We start from the raw sequence: 24,639 nt of genomic DNA, 5'->3' as shown, positions 1-24,639 counted from the left end.
ATATAGGGAAGAAAATTCATGAAAGTAGAATGGAAAGGTGTCTATCCAGCGGTCAGTACTCAGTTTCGTCACGATCAGTCGATTGACTTAGATGCAACACAAACCGTTATCGATAACCAAATTAAAGATGGCGTCAACGGCATTATCTGTTTGGGTACGGTAGGAGAAAACTGCGCCTTGTATCCAGAAGAAAAACGTCAGGTATTGCAGGCAGCACAAGAAGTGGTCAATGGTCGTGTACCTTTGATTGCAGGTACGGCAGAGTCCATCACCACTGCGGCGGTTGACTATATGCAAGACGCACAAAAAATCGGTATTGATGGCTGTATGGTGATGCCTGCAATGGTGTACCGCACGTCAGAAAGCGAGACCTTTGATTACTACCGCACCTTGGCGCAAGCGACGCCAGAAATGCCAATCATGATTTACAACAACCCAGTTTCTTACGGGGTGGATGTTAATCTCGACATCATGGCGAAGTTAGCTGAATTTGAAAACATTGTGGCGGTGAAAGAATCGACCACGGATACGCGCCGCATTACAGAACTCTACAACCAATTTGACGATCGCTTTACCGTGTTCAGCGGCGTAGATGACATTGCGCTTGAATCACTGATGCTAGGTGCAACAGGCTGGATCTCTGGCTTAACTAACGCATTCCCTGAAGAGTCGGTGGCGATTTATAAGTTGGCAAGTCAAGGTCGTTACGCTGAAGCGTTAGAGATTTACCGCTGGTTCCTACCATTGCTGCGTTTAGACACCATCCCAACTTTGGTTCAGTGCATCAAGCTAGCAGAGCAAGTGTGTGGACGCGGCTCTGAGCAAGTTCGTGCCCCTCGTCAAATCTTACAAGGCGCAGAGCGTGAACAGGTGATTCAATTGGTTGAGCATGCGCTTGCTACTCGTCTAGATCTAACTAAATACAATCTATAACCAAGCTGCTTAGCAGGGCGTTAAGTGGCGCTCTGCTTATTCTTGATGTTCAAAAAAGTGAGAGGAGGGAAGCCATGAATTCGGCGAACAAGGACTATGTCAGCTTTCAACACGTTAAGAAAACCTACGATGGTACCAACTTGGTTGTAAAAGATTTTAACTTAGATATTGCCCCCGGTGAGTTTGTCACCATGCTTGGACCTTCCGGTTCGGGAAAAACCACGTGCTTAATGATGTTAGCAGGGTTTGAAACTGCCACTGGCGGCGAAATTTATATTGATGGCGTGCCGGTGAACAACCTTGCTCCGCATAAGCGAGACATCGGCATGGTATTTCAAAACTATGCGCTCTTTCCCCATATGACCATTGCTGAAAACCTTGCCTTCCCGCTGAAGGTTCGCAAGCTCGACAGTGAAACCATTGAGAGTAAAGTGCAAAGCGCATTAGACATGGTGGAGCTAGGGCACGTTGCCAGTCGTTATCCCAAGCAGTTATCTGGCGGTCAGCAACAGCGCGTCGCCCTCGCCAGAGCCTTGGTGTTCGAGCCAAAACTTGTGTTGATGGATGAGCCGTTGGGTGCGTTGGATAAACAGCTTCGCGAGCAAATGCAGATGGAAATAAAGCATCTTCACGAAAAGCTCGGCATCACCATTTTGTACGTGACGCACGATCAAGATGAAGCGCTGACGATGTCTGATCGCATTGCGGTATTTAACCATGGCGAAGTGCAGCAATTAGCGCCGCAACTGAGTTGTACGAATCGCCAAGCAATGCGTTTGTGGCGCAGTTTATCGGTGAGAACAACCAACTTACCGGTATTGTAAACACGTTAGATGATGCTCGCTGCCAAGTGCAGGTCGGGAAAGCGGCATTCAATGCGAAACCGGTAAGAGTCACAGAGCGAGGGCAGCGCACCACGCTTTCGATTCGACCGGAAAAAATCATCCTTCAGTCTGATGATGAGCAGTGTGATAACCAAGTTTCCGGTATCTTGCGTGAGCTGATTTACCATGGTGACCATTATCGCTTAGTGGTTGACGTTGAGACGGTGGGTAAACTCGTCGTCAAAGTGCTCAATGACAATCGCACCCATCTCTCACTTACTCCCGGCGCACAATGCCGCATCGGCTGGCAAAGTGAAGATTGTCACGCCCTTGATTGCTCACAGCCTCTATCTCAAGCGCAAACGGAATGCAATGAGGAGGCAGCATGAGTCGAGAGCTAACCTCGTTGGACTCGGTATTGGAAATCGAGCGCCAAGTTCATGAACAAGAACACGATCTCAAAGCTCAGCTGCAAAAAGCAGAACGGAGAAAAACCATTCGTTCGATCATGCTTACTGTGCCCTTGGTGTGTTTCATTTTACTCACCTTTGCTTTTCCCATCTTAGAAATGCTGTATCGCAGTGTCGACAATCGAGCCATACCTCAAGCATTGCCAGAAACAATTCAAGCGCTGGAAAGCTGGGACTATCGAGGTCAGCCGCACCCAGAGGTGATCACAGCGTTTTCTCATGAGCTATTGGGTTTGTATCGAAGCAAAACGCTGCCAAAAATCGCCAATCGCATGAATATTGAAGTTTCCGGAATGCGCAGCTTAATGATGAAAACCGGGAGAAAGTTATCACGCCTTGAGTCATTGCCAGCATCGATGACAGAGTTATCTAAGCTCGATAAACGCTGGGCAGAAACCAAGTATTGGGCGGCGTTTAAGAACCTCAGTGGTGCCATAACATTGAGCCACTATTTAGCGGCATTAGACATGCAAGTGAATGAGTTTGGTGAAATTGAAGCGCAACCAGAAAAACGCCAGATCTACGTCGACCTTTTCTTTAAAACCTTTTGGATGTCGGTCTTAATCACGCTCATTTGCTTGGTAATGGCATACCCGGTGGCTTACTTGTTAGCAAACTTACCAGACAAGCGCGCAAACCTATTGTTGATCGTCGTTCTTCTACCATTTTGGACTTCGCTACTTGTTCGAACTACGTCTTGGATTGTGTTGTTGCAAAACCAAGGTGTGATTAACGACTTACTGATTTGGTCTGGCTTAACGTCGGAACGGATTCAAATGATCCACAATACGTTTGGCACCGTGGTATCGATGGTTCACATCCTTTTGCCGTTTATGATTTTACCGCTCTACAGCGTGATGAAGGGCATTAGTCCGACTTACTTCCGCGCTGCTCGTTCACTCGGTGCCACGCCTTTGGTGGCGTTTACCAAAGTTTATGTGCCGTTGACATTACCCGGTATTGGTGCTGGCGCGTTGCTGACCTTCATTCTTTCCATCGGTTTTTACATCACACCGGCATTGGTTGGCGGACGAAGCGGACAGATGATTTCCAACATGATTGCTTATCACATGCAAACCTCGTTGAACTGGGGTATGGCGGGGGCTTTAGGCGGTCTATTGTTGTTTGTGGTGTTAGCGCTGTTTTATGTGTTTAACCGCGTCGTGGGCATTAACAATATCAAGGTAGGAGGGTAATCATGGGTTTGCCGAATTATGCATCCAAAGGCGAGAGAATTGCCTACGCTGGGTATTTGGTTTTTTGCGGCTTGGTGCTGTTTTTCCTTATTGCACCGATTTTAACCATCATTCCTTTATCGTTTAATGCCACACCTTATTTCACCTTTACTGAGGGCATGCTGAATCTTGACCCCGAGGCGTATTCAGTGCGTTGGTATCAAGAGATGTTCACCAACGAGCAGTGGTTGTTAGCACTCAAAAACAGTACCTTCATCGCTTTGATGGCGACTTTGATTGCTACAGCGCTTGGCACATTAGCGGCACTAGGATTAGCCAGCAGTAATTTGCCGTTTCGCAATGCTATTATGGCGCTACTGATCTCGCCAATGATTGTTCCGGTGATCATCTCGGCGGCAGCTATGTATTTCTTCTATACACGCTTAGGACTGTCCCAGACTTACATCGGCATCATTTTGGCTCACGCTGCACTTGGTACACCGTTTGTGGTGATTACGGTAACGGCAACACTTAGCGGTTTTGACCACAGCTTAGTTAAAGCCGCTGCTAGCCTTGGAGCGAATCCGGTGTATACCTTCAGGCATGTGACGTTTCCTCTAATTCGTCCGGGTATGATCTCCGGCGGCTTGTTTGCTTTTGGCACTTCGTTTGATGAAGTGGTGGTCGCGCTGTTCTTAACAGGGGCGGAGCAAAAAACTGTACCAAGGCAAATGTGGTCTGGCATTCGCGAGCAAATCAGTCCGACCATACTCGCGGTCGCGACACTGTTGATTTTTATGTCGGTGTGTCTGCTTGTCACGCTAGAAATACTGCGCAGACGAAACGTGCGTATCCGTGGCATTCAAGAATAAATCTGGTTAAAGCAACAAGCCATTTTGCGGTTACCCTGAGCTTTCTCTGCAAAGAATTACTCGCTTTTTTGACCGAATGCGCCTCCTTGTGGGCGCTTTTTTCGTTGAATACTGACGCTTTTCTCAGTTATGAGAGCTCGTACTTTCAAACCGGACTTTTGTCCTGAAACTTTGTCCTGCTTCCTCATTATGATTGCGCCAACAGAACGAACGAGGAAAACACTATGACTGCTCATATCGCAGGTTCTGCAGAAGATTTTGCTTCAACTGTTATCATGCCGGGCGATCCGCTACGCGCGAAATACATCGCTGAAACCTACCTAGAAGACGCCAAACTGGTTACGGACATTCGTAACATGCTGGGCTACACCGGTTATTACAAAGGTCAGCGCATTTCAGTGATGGGGCACGGCATGGGCATTCCATCAATGGTGCTTTACGGTCACGAGCTGATTAATGACTTTGGTGTGAAACGCATCATCCGAATCGGCAGCATCGGCGCGACGCAAAAAGACGTTCACATGCGTGATGTTATCCTAGCTCAAGCGGCAGGCACAGATTCACCGACGAATGCTAAGCGCAGCAGTGGCTACCATATGGCAACGTCTGCAACGTTTGAATTGCTGCACAACGCTTACATGTCTGCGAAAGAGAAGGGCATTGATGTCAAAGTGGGTAACATCTTCACTGGCGATCTTTACTACGATCCGGATGAAGACATGATCCCAGCCCTAGAGCGCTTTGGCGTACTTGGTGTGGATATGGAAGTAGCGGGCTTGTACGGCTTGGCACACCAATTCGGCATTGAATCGCTGGCGATTTTGACCGTGTCTGATCACTGCATTACTGGTGAAGAAACCACAGCAGAAGAGCGTCAGCTTTCTTTCAACAATATGATTGAAATTGCGCTAGAAACTGCGATTAAAGCTTAACCCTACAATTAAGTCTTCTTTGAGAGCTGGCTCGCTGGCTCTCTCTAATACTAAGAACATCTATCTTATGAGCCCTTGGAGTGAATTATGAAAAATAAAATAACACTCACCGCAATTAGCTTTCTCGCCAACTTCATCATGGCGGGTTTTGCGACCCAATTTGGTATGTTGGTTGAACCGCTTGCCAACACCTTTGATGCGAACGTTAACGAAGTCGCATCGATTTTCTCGCTATTAAACGGCGGCGCACTTGCCGGTACTATTGCGGCTTTCTTTTTGATTGAAAAAGTCGGCATTAAACGAATGACCGTGTTGTGTTACGGCGCGATTGCCGCGGCAGCACTGAGTCTATACGTTGCGCCTTCTCTGTTTATCGTGATGCTTGGCATGACTGTGATTGGCTTCTGTGGCGGTGTCGGTCTTTGTATCGCGGGTACTATCGTGGTATCGGTATGGAAAGACAAAATTCAAAGCACCATGCTGGTGGTTCAAGACGCGACCTTTAACATTGCAGGCGTCGTCTTCCCATTGATCACCACTTACGCGCTGACGAACGCAATGAACTGGAGCATCAGTTACCTAAGCGTGGGCGTTGTGGCGTTGGCAACCATGTTTGTTGCTCTGCTGACCAACTTTAACCAATGTGGTGGTGAAAGCGGCTCTGAACAAGAAGCAAAATCTGAATGGAACTTCGGCATCATCAGCGGTGGCGTAGGTTTGTTCCTAGGTATGCTTGCGCTATACACATTCTTAACTTGGGCGCCAATGTTCGTGAAAGAGAAGTTTGATATCCCATTTGAGCAAGCAGGCAACATTATCACTCAATACTGGTCTGCGGCTCTGGTTGGTGCGTTGGTTTCTACCGTGATTGTTTCGCGCATGAAGATTCAGACATTCCTACTGACCATCATCTCTGTTGCTATGGTGATCACCAGCGTTATCGTCACCACGGATAAACTAGAATGGTTGTCATACCTGACTTACGGTTACGGCTTTGCTTGTGCTGCGCTTTACAATGCTTTCATCGCTTACGGTGTATCGTTTGTGCGCAATGCAACCAGTAAGAACGTGTCTTACATCTTAATCAGCGGCAGTGCGGGCGCGATGTTCAGCCCAGCGATCAGTTCAGTAATGGAAAGTGTGGTTGGTCTGCAAACCGTGATGTACGCCATCCCAGTTATCTACGCGGTAGTCGTCGCAATGCTGGTGGCTTCAATGAAGTTTAAGACAGTAGAGCAAACGCAAACCGCTTAATGAAAACGAGCGAATTAAAAAGGTCTGCACCATGCAGACCTTTTCTCGTTTATAAGTGAAGAACTAAACTATTCTTCGACAAAATTACGCAGTCCGTCCAAGTCGAGAATACGTAATCCTTTCTTTTCTTTGGCGATAAAGCCCTTGTTTTCAAGCTGTTTCACCGCGCGGCGATAAACGCGGTCTGAGGTGGCAAATCGCTCCGCTTCCAAATAGTTCTTTTGGAACCCATCCACTGGCAGATCATTTAAATACTGATGATAAATGTCATACGCCACGTTATAGGTGATTGGGTAGAGTAACCGGCGAGAAAGAATCTCCACCGTATCTTGGTAATCAATCGCGATGGCGCTGGCAAAGTAAAGTGACAGTCGAGGCTGTTCTAACAAGCATTTTTGCAGCTTTTGCGCGTCAATAATCGCAACTTCAACCGGTTCTACCGGAACAATGTCCATTTGGCAGCGGTAGCCAGTAAAGAACTCCATTTCACCAAAGACTTGTTGTTCGCACTCAAGCGTACCAAGCAGAAAGGTTTTGCCGTTTCTTGCTGTAACACCCATGGAGATACGACCGGAATCGACCAGATATAAGTTCTCGACATGTTCACCTTGGGTGAGGAGCTTTTCGTTTTCATCAAAAATTCGGCGCGTACAGATGCAATCTCGAATCGTTTTTTCGATGAGATGTTTATCTTCACTCCATTGCGCCTCAAAGCGTCCTTTACCTAGGGTTTGTAATTGCATCGACGTACCTTAAATGACAATTCCGGCGAGCTCAAAACGTGCCATTAATGGCTTGCTCTCTTGCTGATACCAACTTGCTGGCATGTTGGGTTTAAGCTGGGCTTTTTCTTGTTTGCTGATCACAACATAGCGCAAAAACGTGTCGAGTGTGCTCGCCATCATTTCAAAGCTCATGTCGCCATCTTTACTGATAGTTTTTAATATTCCAACGACTGTATCTTCCGGTATCAATGGTTCGATAACCGCATGTTTGCGCTCGGTAATCGTCTTAGAGCAAGGTAGTGAAGCACGGGCAGTTTCCCAACACACTTTATTGGTTTTACTCACGAGGTTGTGTTTGTAGCAGTAATAGCTAAACAAAAAGCGTGACAGGTTCTGCCAGCGCTCAGCTTGGACTTCTAACCAAAGGTGTTGCAGCTCGATATCAGCGTCAGTCATGGGAATGCGTCAGAAAAGGAAAAGAGGGCGTAGTGTAACTTGCTTTTAAATGAACACCAATGCTCGCTTACATGCATTACCAATAGCTAGCCGACAAACATCAATCAAGCAAATAGATTTTATAAAGTTCGTCTTCTGGCAGATTGAGTACTAGAAACTGAGACCAAAGCGTTTGATTGTTAATGAATTGTTTCTTTTAAAGCTCAGGGCGCTTTATATGAGAGTGCTCTTTGTCGTGAGAAGAGTAAATGGTGATGCCTAAGTGGTAACGGCATTTAAGGAACTCATCATATAGAAGAATAAAGATGGAACTAAAAAATCTCACCGTCGCAATAGCGACCTTCTTTGCTAGTACGAATGCGCTTGCTTTAAGTGAGCCATCGCAGCAAGTCACAGAAATATATCAACATCACGCTCATCAAAACGGTAATGATAGAGCGTTGCCAGATTATGCACCAACTAAGTTGCTTCCCCAGCAACCGAAACCGACCCTTCGAACCCTTTCTACTCGGTCTGCGGAGCAGGCAGCAAACGTGTGTGATGTAGAAGCTTTCACTTCAAACAGTAGCAACGATGTGCTCAACGCAATCAAAACCCAAGGAGCAAGTTGTGTTAATGCGCTTTTCTCAGCTGAGAGTCGAATACAAGAAGCGGCGTTCGAATCTGGGCACATGTACAACATTGCAAAACATACGACCAATTTAGCGAAAGCCTACGCTGGAGGCGGCAGTGATGACCTTGAAGCTTTGTTCCTGTATTTACGAGCAGGTTATTACGCTGAGTTTTACAACAGCAAGGTCTCGTTTCTTTCTTGGGTGACACCAGCAGTACAAGAAGCCGTCGATGCCTTTGTTAATAATGCGAACTTCTATGAGAACAGTGACCCCCATGGCAAGGTGCTCAGTGAAGTGATTATCACTATGGACAGTGCAGGGCTCCAGCATGCCTACCTACCACAGGTTACGCAGTGGCTCACTCGCTGGGATAGTCAATACGCTCAGAACTGGTACATGCGGAATGCAGTGAATGGCGTATTTACCATTTTGTTTGGTGGTCAGTGGAATGAGCAATTTGTGCAAGCCATTGGTAATCAGACTGAGCTTGTTAAAGCACTAGGGGACTTTGCGCTACGCTCGTCAGCTATCGGTGCTAGTGATGAGTTTATGGCAGCGAATGCTGGTCGTGAGTTAGGACGATTAACCAAATATTCCGGTAGTGCTTCCAGTACAGTGAAAAGCAAACTGACCGAGATCTTTGCTCAATACGAGATGTACGGTAGAGGCGATGCCATTTGGCTTGGCGCTGCCGATACGGTCTCTTATTACGCGGATTGTAGTGACTATGGAATTTGTAACTTTGAGTCCCAGTTGAAAGGTTCGGTGCTTTCTCAATCGTACACATGTAGTCCTACCATTCGTATTTTGTCGCAGAACATGACGCAAGAGCAACACGTCGCGGCTTGTTCGAAGATGGGGTACGAAGAGGGGTATTTCCACACTTCACTTGAGACAGGAAGACAACCTGTTGCGGATGACTACAACACGCAGTTGCAGGTCAACATCTTTGATTCAAGCGATGATTACGGCAAATACGCTGGACCGATTTTTAGCATCAGTACCAACAATGGTGGGATGTACCTTGAGGGCGATCCAGCAACGCCGGGGAACATCCCTAATTTTGTTGCTTATGAAGCGCCTTACGCCAATCCGGATCACTTTGTGTGGAACCTAGAGCACGAGTATGTTCATTACCTTGATGGACGATTTGACCTTTATGGTGGCTTCGGTCATCCAACTGAAAGAATCGTGTGGTGGAGTGAGGGCATTGCCGAATATGTGTCGAAGGAGAACGATAACCAAGCTGCGATAGATACCATCAAAGATGGGTCAACGTTTACGCTCAGTGAGATCTTTGAGACCAGTTATGATGGCTTTGATGTCGATAGAATTTATCGCTGGGGTTACTTGGCGGTTCGATTCATGTTTGAGCGACATAAAGACGACGTAAATCAAATGCTGATAGAAACTCGTCAGGGTAATTGGGCAAATTACAAAGCAACCATCAATCAGTGGGCAATCTTATACCAGAGCGAGTTTGAACAGTGGCAACAAACTCTTGTTTCTGGTGATGCTCCTAATGCAGTCATAACCGCAAACAGTGAGGGCAAAGTCGGTGAAAGCATTACATTTAGCAGTGAAAACAGCACGGATGCAAACGGGAAGATCGTCAGCGTCTTGTGGGATTTCGGTGATGGCACGACCAGCACACAAACCCAGTCGTCGCACCAATATGGCAGTGAAGGGCAGTACACGATCAGCTTAACCGTGACTGATAATGATGGGCTAACGTCAAGTACGACACACAGTCTTACTATTACGGCGCAGGGTGGTTCTGATGCGCTACCACAAGATTGTGCAGTGCAAAGTAAAATCAGTGGTGGACGCTTAACTGCGGGACAAGCGGCGTGTTTGGCGACGCAACAAACCATCTGGTTGAGTATCCCAGCGGTCAATGAGCACACCAGCATGGCAATCACCACGGCAAATGGGGTAGGCGACCTAAAAATTGAGTACAGCAATGATGGTTGGCCAAACGGCTCCAATCACCATGCGTGGTCAGACAATGCGGGTAATGCTGAGTGTATTACCTTGTCCAATCAGCGCAATTATTGGGGGTACGTTAAAGTCTCTGGTGAGTTTGAAAATGCCGCGATTGTAGTGGACTTTGATACCTCAGGTTGTCGTCAGTAAACATTGTTTCTGTTAATTAAGATCAACTGGTCCTAGTAACAACAGAAAATGAAACGCCCAGCACGAGTTTACATTGTGCTGGGCGTTTTTTATTCATATTGAATATCGGTTAAGGCTTAGAAGTGCCCCAAATACTGCCAATCAGCGTTGTTTGGGTTTGCCTCCGTTGGCCAAGGGAAATACCAGTACTTGCCGTCAATGAGGCGGTAGTAATGATAACCACCACGGAAGTGATACACGTAAATATCGTTTATCGTTCCCGTGTTGTTGTTCTCGCCCCAAACTCCCATGCGATCTTGCTTGTGCCAGTTTAAGATTTCGGCTTCAAACTTAGCTAGGTCACTGTTGAGCTCAGCAATGTACTGTTCAATATCCGTATCGCTACCAATAAAGTGCCAATCAACGTCAGAGGTGTTTTGAACTGGCAACGCGCTGTTCACTCCCGGACGTTTTTGCATAAAGTAACGGCGCTCACCGCTTTCATCGGTATCAATGAAAATAGCGTTCTCAGATTGACCCCATGTCGTTGAACTCGCTTGTTCCGAAGTTAGCAATTGAGGTTGATTGAAGTAGCTGGCAACACGCTGTGCATTGTCGATGTTACTACGATCGACTTTCAGTGGGTTAAAACCAAACTGGACATGGTTTCCCGCTGAGCCTAGGTACTTCCAGCCTTCATTGTCTGCTTGGTTGGTTGGGAAATCCGCCGCAGAGATGTCACGCATTAGGAAGTAATCGCGAGTGCCGGTGACTGGGTTAGGGTACACGTAAAGTGCACCAGCGCGGCGTTCTGCGCTTGTCTCTCCGTTGTTCAGCACACCCGCTCCGTAGTTGTCTGCTACGAACTTGTCGAAGTCAGCCACAAAGCCAAAGTCGATGCGGTTTAACGCTGCGTTGTCGGCAAACATGACTTGTTCATCAATGTATTGTTTGTAACCGTGCTCTTGACCAACAAAGATAGGACCAACAAGCTTATCGATCGCTGGGTTTTGATCAGGGATCAAGCTATCTAGCACTTGTTTACCATTCACGTCAGTACAACTTAAGGTGACACGAGTCGGTAGTGGCAGTTGCTCTAGGTTAAAGTGGAACTTATTGCTTTGTGAGTCGTTTAATCGGCTACTTGCAACCGCAATGTTTTGTACTGAGCCATCCTGGCGCTCCACCGTAACTGCACAGCTACGTTGGGAGATCATACTCGGTTGATCCATTCCACCTTGATGTCGCGCGTAACGCCAATCTGCTCCGTTGTTGTGTTTCACGCCGCTAAACTGTTGGCAATGGGAAGAGGTAAAGTAGCCCGCACCATCATGGCTCGTGCCAGATTTATCAAGCACGCAAAGTGGCACTTCGCCAATTTCGGTGTTCGGCGTGTAAGTCACAGCACCTTCACCGTATTTTGACAGCAATGAGTAGTCATGATCTTGAGATATCATGCGCTCACGCTGGCCATTGATGTTCCAGTACATGTCTTCGCTGCTTTCACAACGCGCCATATCCGTACTGACTGTACCGACGAAGTTTGCACTTTCGCCGTTGCTTGCCGTGTAGGTGAACTGACAAATACGAGCTTGCTGATTGTTGACCTTCATCGTCTGCCACAAATCTTGTTGAATTTGCTCGTCAGACAAAGAAGACACCGCTTGCCAGCCTTCCGGATGATAAGTTACGTCTGGTGAAGAAGGCAGCTCAAATACGTTGCCGTAGTTGGAGTAAATTAGCGGGTAAACTTGGCTTGCAAGTTCGTTACGCGGATCGTAAATGCCCAACATGGTGACAACAGGCGCGCCTGCTGCAGTAGGTACTGGCGTGTCGGTTTGTGCTTCTTCGTAACTTTGGCTTTCTTGATTCCAACGAACATAGCCAGTCGAGCTGTTTAAATCGACGTTAAATCCGTTGTTGAGCCAAGTTTGTACACGGCGAGACTGAGAAGGGTGCTCTAACGTGTAATGACTAATGGTGCCCAATAGTGCGGCTTCGCCACCGGCTTGTGCGTCACGCATAAAGCGGAATTCACCCGCAAATGGTGGCACTACTTCACCACCCACATCGTTTGTCGTGGCTTCACCTGTCCAGTGTAAGTTACCGATAAAGCGGCGATGCAGGGCATCCCAACCCCAACCAGATTCCAAATCGTGCGTAGAAGCATACCAAGGGTAGTGACCCAGACCGTAGTTATGACCTAGTTCGTGCGACCATTCGTTACCTGTTGTTGCCGTTAACGTCACGATGCCACCGCCGCCACTGCCACCATGATCAATAATGCCGTTGGTGTACACGCCGCGGTTGGTGTGCGCGGTAATGTGATTGAAGCGCTTATTGTAAGCTTGCGAATAGCCAGCACTATCGGTAATGCCAACGTTCGCATTGTTCACACCTGTAGATACCAGTGCTTTACCAATGGCTTCACGCATGTCACCGCCGTGCCAGCCACCTTCACCATCGGAGCTTGTGGTGTAAACCTTACCGTTTGGCAGCGTCACTTTCGGGAAATAAGCGGCAGTGTAATCCGCCATCACCAGTTTAGATGCTGGGATTTTCTGGAAGTAATCGGCGCTGAGTTTTGCCATGTTTTTGATCATGGTGTTGCCATCACGCGGCGCCGTGAGCATACCCATGTCGATGTTTTGAATGATAAGCTCCGGCGCGCCGCCAAAGACAAGTTCATTAGCTGCTAAGTCGCCTTGGCGATCAGTGTTATCGGTTAAGCGCAGCGACAAGCCTGGCTTCATCCAATCCCATTGCAGCGGCAGTGACCACGCGTGATGGGAGAATACCACTTTAGAACGTCCATTATCTGGCTGATCAGAAGCCGCAAGCGCGCTTGGTGGCAGCATTGGAAGGCGAGTGATTACTGTGCCTTCAAAGCTCACTTCTACCCAAACTTGTTGAACGGTTTTGTCTTCTGGCGTGAATAAAAGCAAAGCTTCACGGTCGATCACCAAGTCAGGGAATAGGTTCACATCGTTTTGATTCGGGGCGGTGGTAGTATGGGTTTGAGCAAAATGGATAGAACCAGTCAAATCGCCATTCAAGTGATTTACTAGCGGCAATTCGTCTGCGTAACCAAGGCGTGCTGCACTTGTCGTGAACTCAATCTTTTGTGGCTCGATACAATCAATCGCATTACACGAAGAAAGCTCCGCCGTGTACCGAGTGTCTGGCTTCAGGTTACCAATGAACAAGCCAGATTGAACGTTGTCGTAACGAACAGGCTCAGAACCTGATTCGGTCAACGTCAAAACCACCTTGTCATTCGCGTTTTGCGTAGCCCATTCTAGTTGAACACCTTGATCTGAAACGCTGGCTACGTTCAATGCATTGATGTTTGGCGCAGATAGGTCGCCACAATCAGAAGTCTCGATGTTTTGAATCATGTCCGACTGCCAAATGTATTCGCCATTTGGACGCTTCGAGCCTCGGGCTGCAGGGATATATTCTACGTAGCAGCCTATGTCGTCTGGGTTCATCACGCCAAACTCTTTGTGCATCAGGTAGAAACCACCGTTGTACATGATGAATTCCCATTCAGGACCGACGAAGTCCACCACATTGCGGTAGGCTTGGTCTTGATCGCCGAATAAGAATGGGAACTTAGGGTAGCCATCGAAGTTAATCCAGTATTCATAGCCTTGAAAATCAAGGTAGGTTTCGCCATCACGTTGGGACGTGCCTTGACCTTTGTCTGCTAACTGCTTGAGCATTTCTATGCGTTCAAAGGTTTGGTTACCGACTTCGACCAAGGTTAGGTCGTGGTTCGCGTTTGCGAAAGCGGCTGTACTTCCTAATAAGGATGAGATCAGCCAAGCGAGCGTGTTTTTCTTCATATTAGACTCTACTTTTGCCAATGGAATAGACATTTATGTGTCGCCAGAAGCTCGACACAGTATGGAGGGGGTTACATAAGCAATCTCAATGTGAGTGGCTTACAGATTTGATTATCTGATGGGAATTGACGGCGAAATAGATAGCATGAATTGCGCTTGTGATTTTGCTTCCAGCTCTGATTTGATCGCGAAATTAGATTGGTATCTTATGTCCAAATTCGTATTTATCTATCTATACAAAATGACGTTTCCTATGTATGCGAATGGCATGTTGTTCTAAGAAAAAAGGGATTTTTAGCGAGGATTGAATCGGCGAGAAGAAAAAAGCCAGCCCGAGGACTGGCAATCAAACTAAGTTATTTGAAGTTAACAAGAGTTTGAAATGAAAATGAAATTAGAGATGAAAAAAGCGCTATTTTTCAACCATCTGGGTTGCACCTTGTAACCAAGTTTTGTCATGCGCATCTAATGATGGGCTGAGTGCTTTGTAAACCTGCGTGTGATAGTGATTTAACCAATCCACCTCGTCTTGGCTAAGTAAGGTGATATCGAGCATGCTGGTGGCTATCGGGGCTAGGGTAATGGTCTCAAAACCGTAAAATGTGCCAAATTCGTTTTGCTCGACCTCCACGACTTTCATGATGTTCTCGATACGAACGCCGTATTCACCTTCGCGATACACGCCCGGCTCGTTGGTGATCACCATGCCTGGTTTCAGTTCCACTTCGCGATGGCTTTGCGAAAAGTTTTGTGGACCCTCATGAACATTTAAGCAAATGCCAACGCCATGTCCCGTGCCGCATTTATAATCGATGCCATGCTGCCACAACACACCGCGAGCCATGATGTCGAGATTGGCACCCGTAGAGCCTTTCATAAATCGAGTCTGAGTCAGTCGGATGACCGCTTTGAGCACTAAGGTGTAGTCTTTGCGCTGTTTAATGGTCGGTGACCCGAAATGAAAAGTACGGGTGATATCTGTAGTGCCGCCAAGGTACTGACCGCCAGAGTCGACAAGAAAGAAGTTGTTCTCGTTAACGACGGCATTGCTTTCTTCATCGGCGGCGTAGTGCATTTTGGCCCCATGGGCAGCAAAGCCTGCGATGGTGCGAAAACTGTCGCTCACATAATGGCGAGTTTGACGACGATAACTTTTTAACTGCGCCTCAGCAGACAATTCAGTAACAAGCCCACTTGGGACTTGGTCTTCTAACCAACTCATGAACCTGACAACTGCCACACCATCGTCCTTCAATGATTGTTCGAGATTGGCTAGCTCGGTCGGGTTTTTGCTGGCTTTCATGTCGGTGACCGGGCAAGCCATTGGCTTTAGTGAAACGTTTTGCTCAATTGCACTGACCAATAAACTGTCGGTGTAGCTTGGGTTAAACGCAAGAGAAAGCCCTTCACATTGCTGATTCAAATATTGGCTCACGTAGTCGTAATGACGAACGCTGACACCTTGCTCGTTGAGTTGCTTTTCTATCTCAACAGGCAACTTCGCCTTGTCGATAAATGCGGTCGCGCGCGTTTGTTCCACTACAAGATACGCTTCAGATACTGGGCAGTAAGGAGTATCTGCGCCGCGAATATTTAGCGTCCACATTACATCGTCTAACGTTGACACCAACAAACCGTCAACGCGGTTGTCGCCAAGCCAAGAGCGAAGGTCAGTCAGCTTTTGCTTGGTCTCTATGCCGGCAAAGGCGACAGGGTGCTCAAAGATCTTTTCAGTTGGTCTACTAGGGCGGTCATTCCAGATTGGTGTCAGTAAGTCGAGATCGAGGATAATCTGGATGTTTTTGGGCTCAAGCGCCTGTTTGAGTTCTTGGTAAAATACATAGCTGATAGAGCGCCCATCTACCGCGATGGTACTGTTGGCTTCTAACGTGCTGGCTAACCATTTGGGAATACTTGGCGTCTCTGGTTGACGCGCTTTAAATAGGTTGAGTCCAGTACCATGAAGCTGTTCTTCAGCTTGAATGTAGTAGCGACCATCGGTCCATAATCCACCGCCTTGAGTGGTAATTACAACGTTGCCTGCCGAACCGGTAAAACCAGAAATCCATGTTCTACCTGCCCAATGATCCGCAGAGTATTCACTATTGTGAGGATCGTTGTTTGTTACGATGTAGGCTGCAACGTTATAAGTTGCCATCGCATCTCGCAGCGATGAAAGGCGTTGATTTACCGAGTTTGTTGTATTCATGAAAGACTTCCTGAAATCATGTTTGAACAATAGATATGATGTTGCTCAGAGCCGATTTTTGCAGGGCTTTGTTGCCCGCAGAGTTGGGTTGCTTCTGGGCATCGGGTTCGAAAGACGCAACCGCTCGGAGGGCTGAGCGGGGAAGGGAGATCGCCGGGCAGCAATTGGATCTCGCGGTTGCGTGCTAATTGAGGGTTGGCGATTGGCACAGCAGAAAGCAGCGCTTTAGTATAAGGGTGCTTAGCATCATCAAATACTTGGTCGTAACGTCCGACTTCCATCGGCTTACCCAGATACATCACCATTACGCGATCACTAATATGACGTACCACGCTAAGGTCGTGAGCAATCATTACCAGTGTCAGTCCCATTTCTTGTTTGAGGTCATCGAGTAGATTGATCACTTGCGCCTGAATGGACACATCAAGTGCGCTAACAGGTTCATCACATACCACCAAGTCAGGATTAAGAATCAACGCACGTGCGATGCCGACACGTTGACACTGACCACCAGAAAACTCATGCGGATAGCGGTTACGCTGGCTTGCGAGCAGTCCTACTTTGTCCATCATGGCGATGACTCGCTTTTCAACTTCGGCGCGTTTAAGCCTCGGTTCATGCGTTAGTAGTGGTTCGGCAATGCATTCTGAAATGGTTAAGCGCGGATTTAAACTGGCTGACGGGTCTTGAAATATCATCTGGAATTCGCGACGACGAAGGGCGAGTGCGTTTTTGCCAAAGCCACGCATATCTTCACCTTTCCACGTCAGGGTGCCATGTGTCGGCTCAACCAAACGAAGTAGGGCTCGCGCCAATGTGGACTTTCCGCAACCGGATTCGCCTACAATGCCGAGGGTTTCGCCTCGGTACACATCTAAGTCAATGCCATTCACCGCTTTGACGATCTTTCTTCGACTAGGAATGATATGGCGCGATACTGGAAAGTGGACTTTCAGGTCGCGGGCAGACAATAACACTTCTTGCTGGGTCATAACGTTTCCTTAAGCCGATTGATGAATAAGAGAAATACTGCCTTGCGCTTTGACATGACAGGCGATGGATTGGCGTCCGTTAAGGGGAGCGAACCGAGGTGTTTGTGTTTGGCAACGTGGCTCATGATAGTCACAGCGATCTCTAAACGGGCAGCCCTTGTGATTGATCAAAGCGCTTGGAGGGTTACCTGCAATAGTTGGTAAACGAAGCATGTCTTCGGTAATCGATGGGATCGCCTTTAGAAGCCCTTGGGTATACGGGTGAGCTGGCTGGGCGAATAAGGTGTCCGTATCGGCTTGTTCCATTTTCTGTCCGCCGTACATGACTAAAACTCGGTCACACATTTCAGCGACCACGCCCATATCGTGAGTGATGAGCAAGATGGCGGTGTTGAACTATTGTTGTAACTCACGCAATAGCGTCAGGATTTGCGCTTGTACTGTCACGTCGAGTGCGGTTGTGGGCTCATCGGCAATAAGTAACTCAGGTTTACATAGCAACGCCATAGCAATCATTACACGTTGGCGCATGCCGCCAGAAAGCTCATGTGGATATTGGTTCATGCGCGTTTCCGGAGAAGGAATCCGCACCGCATCCAGCATCTGAATGGATTCTGCAATGGCTTGTTTTCGGCTCATTCCTTTGTGCACCATCAGCACTTCACTGAGCTGTTTGCCAATCTTCATAAATGGGTTAAGAGAGGTCATCGGATCTTGAAAGATCATGCCGATTTTCTCTGCGCGAATGCGGTTGAGCTGCTTCTTCGACATCGCGAGTAAGTTCTCGCCATGAAAACGCGCCTCGCCCGAGACGTTACCGTTATCAGCTGTTAGCCCCATTAGCGCAAACACCGATTGGCTTTTACCTGAGCCGGACTCGCCAACGATGCCTAGCGTTTCTCCCGCTTGAATCGCGTAGGAGAGGTTGCTGACCGCTTGCACTTGTCCGTCTGGCGTATCGAAGCGCACGTTCATGTTTTCAATTGATAGCATGGGAAGTCCTTATCGATCTTTCGGGTCAAGGGCGTCGCGTAAGCCATCGCCGATGAAGTTAAAACAAAACAGGGTAGCGACCAAAAACAGCGATGGGAAAAGTAGCATCCACAATGCCACGTCGATGGTTTTTGCGCCTTCTGAAATCAAGATTCCCCAACTGGTGTCTGGCGGTTGAACACCTAAGCCTAAGAAGCTCAAGAAGGATTCAAACATGATGAAGCCGGGCACCATTAAGGACGAATAAACCATCACGATCCCAAGCACATTTGGCAACACATGACGGCGCACAATGGTGAATTTAGATACGCCAATGGAGTGTGCTGCTTCAATAAATTCGCGCTTTTTGATGCCGAAGGTTACGCCCCGTACCACTCGGGCAATACCCAGCCATGACACCATGCCAATCACGATAAAGATCAGATAGATGTTGTTGCCAAATAAGGTCACGAACAGGATGACCATGAACATAAATGGCACTGAGTCGAGCACTTCGATGATACGCATCATTACGCTGTCTACCACTCCACCAAGATAGCCGGAAATACTGCCCCAAATGGTGCCAATCACAACGGCAACCAAGGCACCAACAAAGCCCACCAAAATCGACAGGCGACCACCTTGCATCGTGCGGGCAAACAGGTCTTGTCCTAGGTCGTCGGTACCAAAATAGTGCCCACTGCTCAAAGAAGGTTTCCCTAACTCGTACGGGTCAGCAAGGATGTCCCAATCAATCTCATCATGTCCAAAGGCAGCAAGTGAAGGACCAAAGGTGATACACAAGATGATGAACGCCAGCACGTAAACGGAGGTCATTGCCGCGCGATTTCTGCGAAAGCGAGTCCACGCGTCTTGCCACAGACTGCGACCTTCTATGGCTTCGATATTATCAACAACTCGGTCTTGTAAGGATTGAGTATCCAGCTTTTTAATCGATAACATGCTCGGCTCCTAAACTCGGATACGCGGGTCGATAACGGTGTAGAGCAAGTCGACCACAAGATTGAAAAAGATCGTCAGTGAAGCAACGATGAGAGTAATACCCATGACTAAGCCGTAATCGCGATTCAGTGCGCCGGAGACAAAGTGTTGCCCCATACCGCCAGTACCAAAAAAGATATCGATGATGACCGAACCTGTGACAACCGAGACGAAAGCTGGACCCAGCATGGCGACGACGGGGATTAATGACGGTCGCAGTGCATGGTGGAACAAAATGTATGCGGTCGATAACCCTTTGGCTTTTGCAGTACGAATATAAGGTTGATTCAGTGTTTCAATCATGGCGCCGCGCATAACACGAGCAATACTGGCGATAGAGCCAATCGCAAGACTTAGCACTGGTAGAACGAGAAAAGCGAGTTGTCCTCCTTCCCAACCACCGGCAGGTAGCCAACCTAAATGAATCGCAAATATCGTCACCAATACTGGCGCGAGGACGAAAGCTGGCACAACAACACCCGTCATGGAAAGAGTCATCAACCCGTAATCTAAGCGGCTATTGCGCTTTAACGCAGCAATGGTGCCGAGCAACATGCCAAGTGGCACTGAGATACAAAAAGACAGAACGCCGAGCAGGGCAGAGACCGGCCAAGATTGAGCGACCAACTGAGTCACCGTAAAGTCTTGATAGACAAAGCTTGGTCCTAAATCGCCTTGAGCGAAGTTGGTAATATAAATCCAGAACTGAACCAAAAATGGTTCGTCGAGGTGAAATTTGGCTTCGATGTTAGCGCGAACCACTTCCGGCATAGGCCGCTCCATGTCAAACGGTCCACCGGGTGCGATATGCATCAACCAAAAAGAGACCAAAGCGATAAATAACAACGTCGGAATCGCGATGGTTAATCGTCTGAGAATGTACCAAATCATGATCCATCATCCTTTGGTCATTCGACGTCACATGTCGTCACGTCGAGAAAGAGAAAAAAATTGGCCTGAGCTCATCACCGAGAGAAGAGAAGTTCGACACGATATGCCATGTACTCGCAATGTCAGTGTGTGTTACCGAGCCGACTCAGGCCGAAAGCATGCCATTAGTGGACTTTCACATAGACATTCTTGCGGTAGTACGAGGACTCGGGGTTAGTACGTTCGTAGCCACCAACATAAGGCTTGATCAAATATTGATCGTTGCCTGGACGGTAAACCGGGATAATCGCCATATCTTCAATCAGCATGCTTTCTGCTTGTAGATACAGCTTTGAGGGATCATTCATGGTTTTAGAACGCGACATCAACTCATCATATTTGGGGTTGTTATAGCGTGAATCGTTGTACTCGCCATTGGAGACGAAGATATCGAGCCATGTTGAAGCTTCGTTGTAGTCTGCGGTCCAGCCGCCACGAGTGATTTCAGTTGGTTCTTTTAATGCGTAGAACACTTTAGGCTCGAGTTGTTTAATGGTGATTTGCGCGCCTAAGCGGCTTTTCCACATGCCTGCCATTGCTGTTGCCATTTTCACGTCTTTAGAGAAGGTAGGAACAGTGAAAGTGAGTTTGAGTGGATTCGCTTTGTTATAACCAGCCTGTGCCAATAAGCATTTGGCTTTGTCGATACGCTGATTCGTTGTCCATGTCGCGTATTCTGGGATGTGTGATTGAAAGCCATCGGTTTGTGGCGGCACCAAGGTAAACATTGGGATACCACCGTTTCTTAAAATCGCATCGGTTAAGATCTTGCGATCAATGGCATAGGATAGGGCTTGTCGAACACGCAGGTCTTTGGTTGGTCCCTGCTGGGTGTTGAGGTAATAAAACGTCGAGCCAAGTGACGCACTGGTGTCTGCGACTTCTTGTGGCAGCTTGGTGATCAGCTTTTTCTTTTGCGCAGAAGGAATCGACATCACTTGGTCTATTTCCCCCGCTAAATAGCGATTAAGCACAACATTGGCATCACCAATCGGCAGCCACGTGATTTTATCCAACACGACGTTGCTTGCGTCCCAATAATATGGATTTTTCACCATCACCATTTTTTCGTTTACCTTCCACTCAGAAACGGTAAACGCGCCATTAGTAACAATGTGTTTTGGTTGCGTCCAGTTGCTGCCGTATTTTTCAACCGTGGCTTGATGCACCGGAGCAAGAACCGGATGACTAAGCAGCTTGATAAAAAATGGAATCGGCTTTTCAAGCGTCACTTGGAAGGTTTTGTCGTCTAGCGCTTTTACGCCAAGTGTTTGCGGTGTTGCTTCGCCTTTCATAATCGCTTGCGAGTTTTGGATGTTTGGAATCGCGGCAAACCAAGCATATGGGGAAGCGGTATTGGGGTCGAGTAAGCGCTGCCAACTGTAGACAAAGTCTTGTGCAGTGACATTGTCACCATTCGACCACTTTGCATCACGAAGCTGAAAGGTGTAGACCGTATTGTTGTCGTTCACCGACCAAGATTTCGCAACGCCGGGAATGGTTTTTCCTTGTTTGTCTTGAATCGTTAACCCTTCGAACAAGTCTCGACCAAGGTTAAATGCGGGCTCAGCTGCTTGTTTTGCCGGATCGATAGACGTCACTTCTGCACCGTTATTAAGCGTGATCTCTTGTGCTTCGGCGAGTGTCACGCCCGATGGGTACGGCACGGCATAAGTCGAAGCCGCAAACATTGGGCTCATCACAGATGCCAACAAAAGTAGCTTAGGTAGTTTCATCCTTTCCTCACTCGATTCATCCTTGAAGGTGAGTTGAATGTATATTGTATAAATTGTTCACACAATCGAGTTTTAACATACCTGTAACAGGGTGTTAGAAGCTGAGCTTTTTGGTCTCAAAAAGTGAGCCAGTAGAATTTCAATTCGTGAATTTATGCCGACTTGGCATAGTCAGATTCTCTGCTAAGAAGGCAGGGTAAAGAGAGAATGAAGAGAGTAAAGCGGATAGAAACGAAAAATCCCCTTCATGCACGAAGCAAGAAGGGGATCAGTGTTAGCATTTCAAATTCAGCGCAAATTGCGCTTTATTCTCAAGGTTATTTCACTAGGAAGTGTTTAACGAACTCAGTGATTTTCACCATGTCGTCAACGGCAATGAATTCTTCAGTGGTGTGCACTTTCGCCATACCAGTAGAAAGGTTTACTGTTGTTAGACCTTTCTTGTTGAAGTTGTTTGCGTCGCTACCGCCACCAGTGCCTTTTGTGAATGCATCGATGCCCATGTCAGCAAATGCCGCTTTGATTGCTGATACGTGAGCATTGTCTTCTTTAATAACAAATGCGTCGTATGCGCGGCTTGATTCGATTTCAACTTCTGCGCCGTGTTTTTCACATACTGACTTAAAGGTAGAGATCATATGGTTCACTTGCGCTTCTAGCTTCTCACCGTTTAGAGAGCGTGCTTCAGCAACGATCTTCAGTTCTGGCATCACGATGTTTGTCGCTTGACCGCCGTTTACCATACCAATGTTTGCTGTGGTTTCTTCGTCGATACGAAGCAGCTTCATCTGGTTGATTGCATCTGCCGCTACCATGATTGCGCTGATGCCTTCTTCAGGTGCTAGACCCGCGTGCGCTGGGCGGCCCTTGATTGTAGCAACGATTTTTTGCTGACCAGGTGCTGCTGTTACGATAGTGCCGATAGGACCGCCAGTATCCAGTACGATCGCTTCTTTAGACGTTACGTGCGTCATGTCGAAGTACTCAGAGCCGAACAGACCGCCTTCTTCATGCACAGTGAAAGCAAGCTCTAACGTTTTGTGCTCTAGGTTTTCAGCTTGGATGCAGCGAACCGCTTCCATGATCGCTGCGATGCCTGATTTGTCGTCACCACCTAGGATCGTATTGCCTTTAGAGCGAATGATGCCATCTTCGATGATTGGCTCGATACCGATACCAGGCGTTACTGTATCCATGTGGCAGCTCATTAGGATAGAGCCTTCTTTCTTACCCTCTAGACGTGCGTACACGTTGAAGCCGTTAGAAATGTGTTCTGGTACTGGTAGTTTGTGAACCGTAAAGCCTAGTTCGCCCAGTTGCTCAGCCAGAGTTTCTGCAATTTGTTTTTCATTCATAGATTCGCTGTCGATGCGAACCAGTTGGCAGAAATGTTCAACTAGACGTTCTTGATTAATTTGTGTCATTTGGATGTCTCTTTCTTTCTTGGTCGAGACCGCAGCGGTATAGAGTGCGAGCCCGAAAGGGAACAGAACACCTCTTATTACACAGCTAATCCATGTGAAAACTGTCTTGAATCAAAAAACACCTCTGCCTGACATTATTCTGACCTGTGAATTACCGGATCTGATGCGGCGGTCACGAAAGTAAATTAGAGATAGGAAAACACGAGGGTAAGAGCTACGTATCAAATCAGTGTTAGCGGGAATAGAACGCAGAAGAACGGTGTGAGCTTTTAACGAATCTATATAAGTTGAGAAAGTCTCTGATTTACCTGAAGTACTTCAGTATTTATGTACAGAGTCGAGCTATTTTTGTAATTGATGAAAAGTTAGCAGTATATGTGTAGAGCGGATTGTAATTTACCCTCTATTTATTGAAGCGATATCACGAATGTGGATTAATACAATCTCTGTTTATTCATGTCCTTTCGCACTGCCTTTCTGGATAGACCGAACTCTGCAAAGGGTTCGGTCGCTTTAGTTTCAATGCTGCTTACTTTTTGTTTTTATGTGTTCAAAACCCCAAGAAAGCAAAAAGCCGAGTAGGGTACTCGGCTTCACTATTGATTTGATTTTATTCGTATCGATGAATGCTTAGCAGGGTTAATCCAATTAACCACTCAACCGTACGCTGGCTATCTTTGTGCAACTTGTAAGAAGCCACTGCCTCTACCTGGTTTTGAAAGTCTTTGAGGTAAGGAGTGTGGTGCTCGCAAACGGTCATCAAGAATGCCAAGCGCCAGATCGCCATGAATTCAGGATCTTCGAAATGTTGCTTCCAACTACTGACAAATGCCTCTTCGCTACCGGACAGCTCGAGCTTATCCATCAACATTTTTAGCAGTCTGCCTTGCAGAGCGCGCGGAATATCGGCTTTCTTTGCAAAGTGGTGGCTTATCCCCGTCCTCGATATTCCCGATTGCTCGCTCAACGTTGTGTAAGACATTTTCTCGTAGCCAAGCGTGATCAGTTGCTCTGTCGCGACATCGAGAATGGTGTTGATCGTAATTTGGGTATCTTCGTGAGTTCGGCGTGCCATAACTAATTTGCCAATGTTGTGGTTAAAAAAACGATACTAACACTTATCGTCTTGCATTCCATATAAATATCCTTAACGGGA

Annotated in this window: 16 protein-coding genes and 2 pseudogenes; 7 read left to right on the top strand and 11 right to left on the bottom strand. The window is 47.4% G+C overall.

What is annotated here, in order from left to right; translation table 11 throughout:
* The first annotated feature begins 18 nt into the window (after nucleotides 1–18).
* The 6 genes and pseudogenes from KJB05_RS10385 (at nucleotide 19) to tsgA (ending at nucleotide 6,460) form a co-directional block, all read left to right on the top strand.
* Nucleotides 19–933, top strand: a complete 915-nt coding sequence (locus tag KJB05_RS10385) for a dihydrodipicolinate synthase family protein (protein ID WP_208445518.1) — start codon at nucleotides 19–21, stop codon at nucleotides 931–933.
* Between the two features lie 74 nt (nucleotides 934–1,007).
* A pseudogene (locus tag KJB05_RS10380) lies at nucleotides 1,008–2,146 on the top strand (ABC transporter ATP-binding protein).
* Complete coding sequence (locus KJB05_RS10375; protein ID WP_208445519.1) at nucleotides 2,143–3,423, top strand: ABC transporter permease; 1,281 nt, start codon at nucleotides 2,143–2,145, stop codon at nucleotides 3,421–3,423. Before KJB05_RS10380 ends, KJB05_RS10375 begins: the two are co-directional and overlap by 4 nt.
* Nucleotides 3,424–3,425: 2 nt before the next feature.
* Nucleotides 3,426–4,274, top strand: coding sequence for an ABC transporter permease (locus tag KJB05_RS10370; protein WP_045483064.1), 849 nt, complete (start codon nucleotides 3,426–3,428; stop codon nucleotides 4,272–4,274).
* A 224-nt stretch (nucleotides 4,275–4,498) separates the two neighbouring features.
* Nucleotides 4,499–5,206 carry a purine-nucleoside phosphorylase gene (deoD, locus tag KJB05_RS10365; RefSeq protein ID WP_045401494.1) on the top strand — a complete coding sequence of 236 codons (708 nt, stop codon included), beginning with the start codon at nucleotides 4,499–4,501 and terminating at the stop codon, nucleotides 5,204–5,206.
* A gap of 87 nt (nucleotides 5,207–5,293) precedes the next feature.
* Nucleotides 5,294–6,460: an MFS transporter TsgA gene (gene tsgA, locus KJB05_RS10360; protein WP_208445520.1), complete on the top strand. Its 1,167-nt coding sequence runs from the start codon at nucleotides 5,294–5,296 to the stop codon at nucleotides 6,458–6,460.
* Between the two features lie 68 nt (nucleotides 6,461–6,528).
* On the opposite strand, the gene KJB05_RS10355 is transcribed toward tsgA, so the two are convergent.
* A complete protein-coding gene (locus KJB05_RS10355) occupies nucleotides 6,529–7,203 on the bottom strand; it encodes a Crp/Fnr family transcriptional regulator (protein WP_208445521.1) in 675 nt (224 codons plus the stop codon).
* Between the two features lie 9 nt (nucleotides 7,204–7,212).
* Nucleotides 7,213–7,641 carry a hypothetical protein gene (locus KJB05_RS10350; RefSeq protein WP_208445522.1) on the bottom strand — a complete coding sequence of 143 codons (429 nt, stop codon included), beginning with the start codon at nucleotides 7,639–7,641 and terminating at the stop codon, nucleotides 7,213–7,215.
* Nucleotides 7,642–7,946: 305 nt separating this feature from the next.
* On the opposite strand from KJB05_RS10350, the gene KJB05_RS10345 reads away from it, so the two are divergent.
* Complete coding sequence (locus tag KJB05_RS10345; protein ID WP_208445523.1) at nucleotides 7,947–10,391, top strand: collagenase; 2,445 nt, start codon at nucleotides 7,947–7,949, stop codon at nucleotides 10,389–10,391.
* A 116-nt stretch (nucleotides 10,392–10,507) separates the two neighbouring features.
* On the opposite strand, the gene KJB05_RS10340 is transcribed toward KJB05_RS10345, so the two are convergent.
* From KJB05_RS10340 to KJB05_RS10300, 9 genes and pseudogenes are all read right to left on the bottom strand, one after another.
* Nucleotides 10,508–14,218 carry a M66 family metalloprotease gene (locus KJB05_RS10340; RefSeq protein ID WP_208445540.1) on the bottom strand — a complete coding sequence of 1,237 codons (3,711 nt, stop codon included), beginning with the start codon at nucleotides 14,216–14,218 and terminating at the stop codon, nucleotides 10,508–10,510.
* 412 nt (nucleotides 14,219–14,630) lie between these two features.
* Nucleotides 14,631–16,427, bottom strand: coding sequence for an aminopeptidase P family protein (locus KJB05_RS10335; protein ID WP_208445524.1), 1,797 nt, complete (start codon nucleotides 16,425–16,427; stop codon nucleotides 14,631–14,633).
* On the bottom strand, nucleotides 16,424–17,419 hold the full coding sequence (locus KJB05_RS10330; protein ID WP_009697421.1) for an oligopeptide/dipeptide ABC transporter ATP-binding protein: 996 nt from the start codon (nucleotides 17,417–17,419) through the stop codon (nucleotides 16,424–16,426). The genes KJB05_RS10335 and KJB05_RS10330 overlap by 4 nt, the downstream gene beginning before the upstream one ends.
* A 9-nt stretch (nucleotides 17,420–17,428) precedes the next feature.
* Nucleotides 17,429–18,412, bottom strand: a pseudogene (locus KJB05_RS10325) (oligopeptide/dipeptide ABC transporter ATP-binding protein).
* 9 nt (nucleotides 18,413–18,421) lie between these two features.
* Nucleotides 18,422–19,354: an ABC transporter permease subunit gene (locus tag KJB05_RS10320; protein ID WP_208445525.1), complete on the bottom strand. Its 933-nt coding sequence runs from the start codon at nucleotides 19,352–19,354 to the stop codon at nucleotides 18,422–18,424.
* A gap of 9 nt (nucleotides 19,355–19,363) precedes the next feature.
* On the bottom strand, nucleotides 19,364–20,284 hold the full coding sequence (gene oppB / locus KJB05_RS10315) for an oligopeptide ABC transporter permease OppB (RefSeq protein WP_208445526.1): 921 nt from the start codon (nucleotides 20,282–20,284) through the stop codon (nucleotides 19,364–19,366).
* Nucleotides 20,285–20,448: 164 nt separating this feature from the next.
* Nucleotides 20,449–22,059 carry a peptide ABC transporter substrate-binding protein gene (locus KJB05_RS10310; protein ID WP_208445527.1) on the bottom strand — a complete coding sequence of 537 codons (1,611 nt, stop codon included), beginning with the start codon at nucleotides 22,057–22,059 and terminating at the stop codon, nucleotides 20,449–20,451.
* A gap of 317 nt (nucleotides 22,060–22,376) precedes the next feature.
* On the bottom strand, nucleotides 22,377–23,483 hold the full coding sequence (locus KJB05_RS10305; RefSeq protein WP_208445528.1) for a M20/M25/M40 family metallo-hydrolase: 1,107 nt from the start codon (nucleotides 23,481–23,483) through the stop codon (nucleotides 22,377–22,379).
* 610 nt (nucleotides 23,484–24,093) lie between these two features.
* Entirely contained in the window at nucleotides 24,094–24,558 is a 465-nt protein-coding gene (locus KJB05_RS10300) for a TetR family transcriptional regulator (RefSeq protein WP_208445529.1), read from the bottom strand.
* Between the last annotated feature and the right edge of the window lie 81 nt (nucleotides 24,559–24,639).

It is taken from the genome of Vibrio sp. B1ASS3 (assembly GCF_905175355.1).
Classification (GTDB): Bacteria; Pseudomonadota; Gammaproteobacteria; order Enterobacterales; family Vibrionaceae; genus Vibrio; species Vibrio owensii.
The sequence above is the reverse complement of the archived record's forward strand: the minus strand, read 5'-3'. Positions and strand labels throughout refer to the sequence as shown.

Coding starts and splice junctions, on each gene's coding strand:
- KJB05_RS10385 (WP_208445518.1), top strand. CDS start 19: ATGAAAGTAGAATGGAAAGGTGTCTATCCAGCGGTCAGTACTCAGTTT.
- KJB05_RS10375 (WP_208445519.1), top strand. CDS start 2,143: ATGAGTCGAGAGCTAACCTCGTTGGACTCGGTATTGGAAATCGAGCGC.
- KJB05_RS10370 (WP_045483064.1), top strand. CDS start 3,426: ATGGGTTTGCCGAATTATGCATCCAAAGGCGAGAGAATTGCCTACGCT.
- deoD (WP_045401494.1), top strand. CDS start 4,499: ATGACTGCTCATATCGCAGGTTCTGCAGAAGATTTTGCTTCAACTGTT.
- tsgA (WP_208445520.1), top strand. CDS start 5,294: ATGAAAAATAAAATAACACTCACCGCAATTAGCTTTCTCGCCAACTTC.
- KJB05_RS10355 (WP_208445521.1), bottom strand. CDS start 7,203: ATGCAATTACAAACCCTAGGTAAAGGACGCTTTGAGGCGCAATGGAGT.
- KJB05_RS10350 (WP_208445522.1), bottom strand. CDS start 7,641: ATGACTGACGCTGATATCGAGCTGCAACACCTTTGGTTAGAAGTCCAA.
- KJB05_RS10345 (WP_208445523.1), top strand. CDS start 7,947: ATGGAACTAAAAAATCTCACCGTCGCAATAGCGACCTTCTTTGCTAGT.
- KJB05_RS10340 (WP_208445540.1), bottom strand. CDS start 14,218: ATGAAGAAAAACACGCTCGCTTGGCTGATCTCATCCTTATTAGGAAGT.
- KJB05_RS10335 (WP_208445524.1), bottom strand. CDS start 16,427: ATGAATACAACAAACTCGGTAAATCAACGCCTTTCATCGCTGCGAGAT.
- KJB05_RS10330 (WP_009697421.1), bottom strand. CDS start 17,419: ATGACCCAGCAAGAAGTGTTATTGTCTGCCCGCGACCTGAAAGTCCAC.
- KJB05_RS10320 (WP_208445525.1), bottom strand. CDS start 19,354: ATGTTATCGATTAAAAAGCTGGATACTCAATCCTTACAAGACCGAGTT.
- oppB (WP_208445526.1), bottom strand. CDS start 20,284: ATGATTTGGTACATTCTCAGACGATTAACCATCGCGATTCCGACGTTG.
- KJB05_RS10310 (WP_208445527.1), bottom strand. CDS start 22,059: ATGAAACTACCTAAGCTACTTTTGTTGGCATCTGTGATGAGCCCAATG.
- KJB05_RS10305 (WP_208445528.1), bottom strand. CDS start 23,483: ATGACACAAATTAATCAAGAACGTCTAGTTGAACATTTCTGCCAACTG.
- KJB05_RS10300 (WP_208445529.1), bottom strand. CDS start 24,558: ATGGCACGCCGAACTCACGAAGATACCCAAATTACGATCAACACCATT.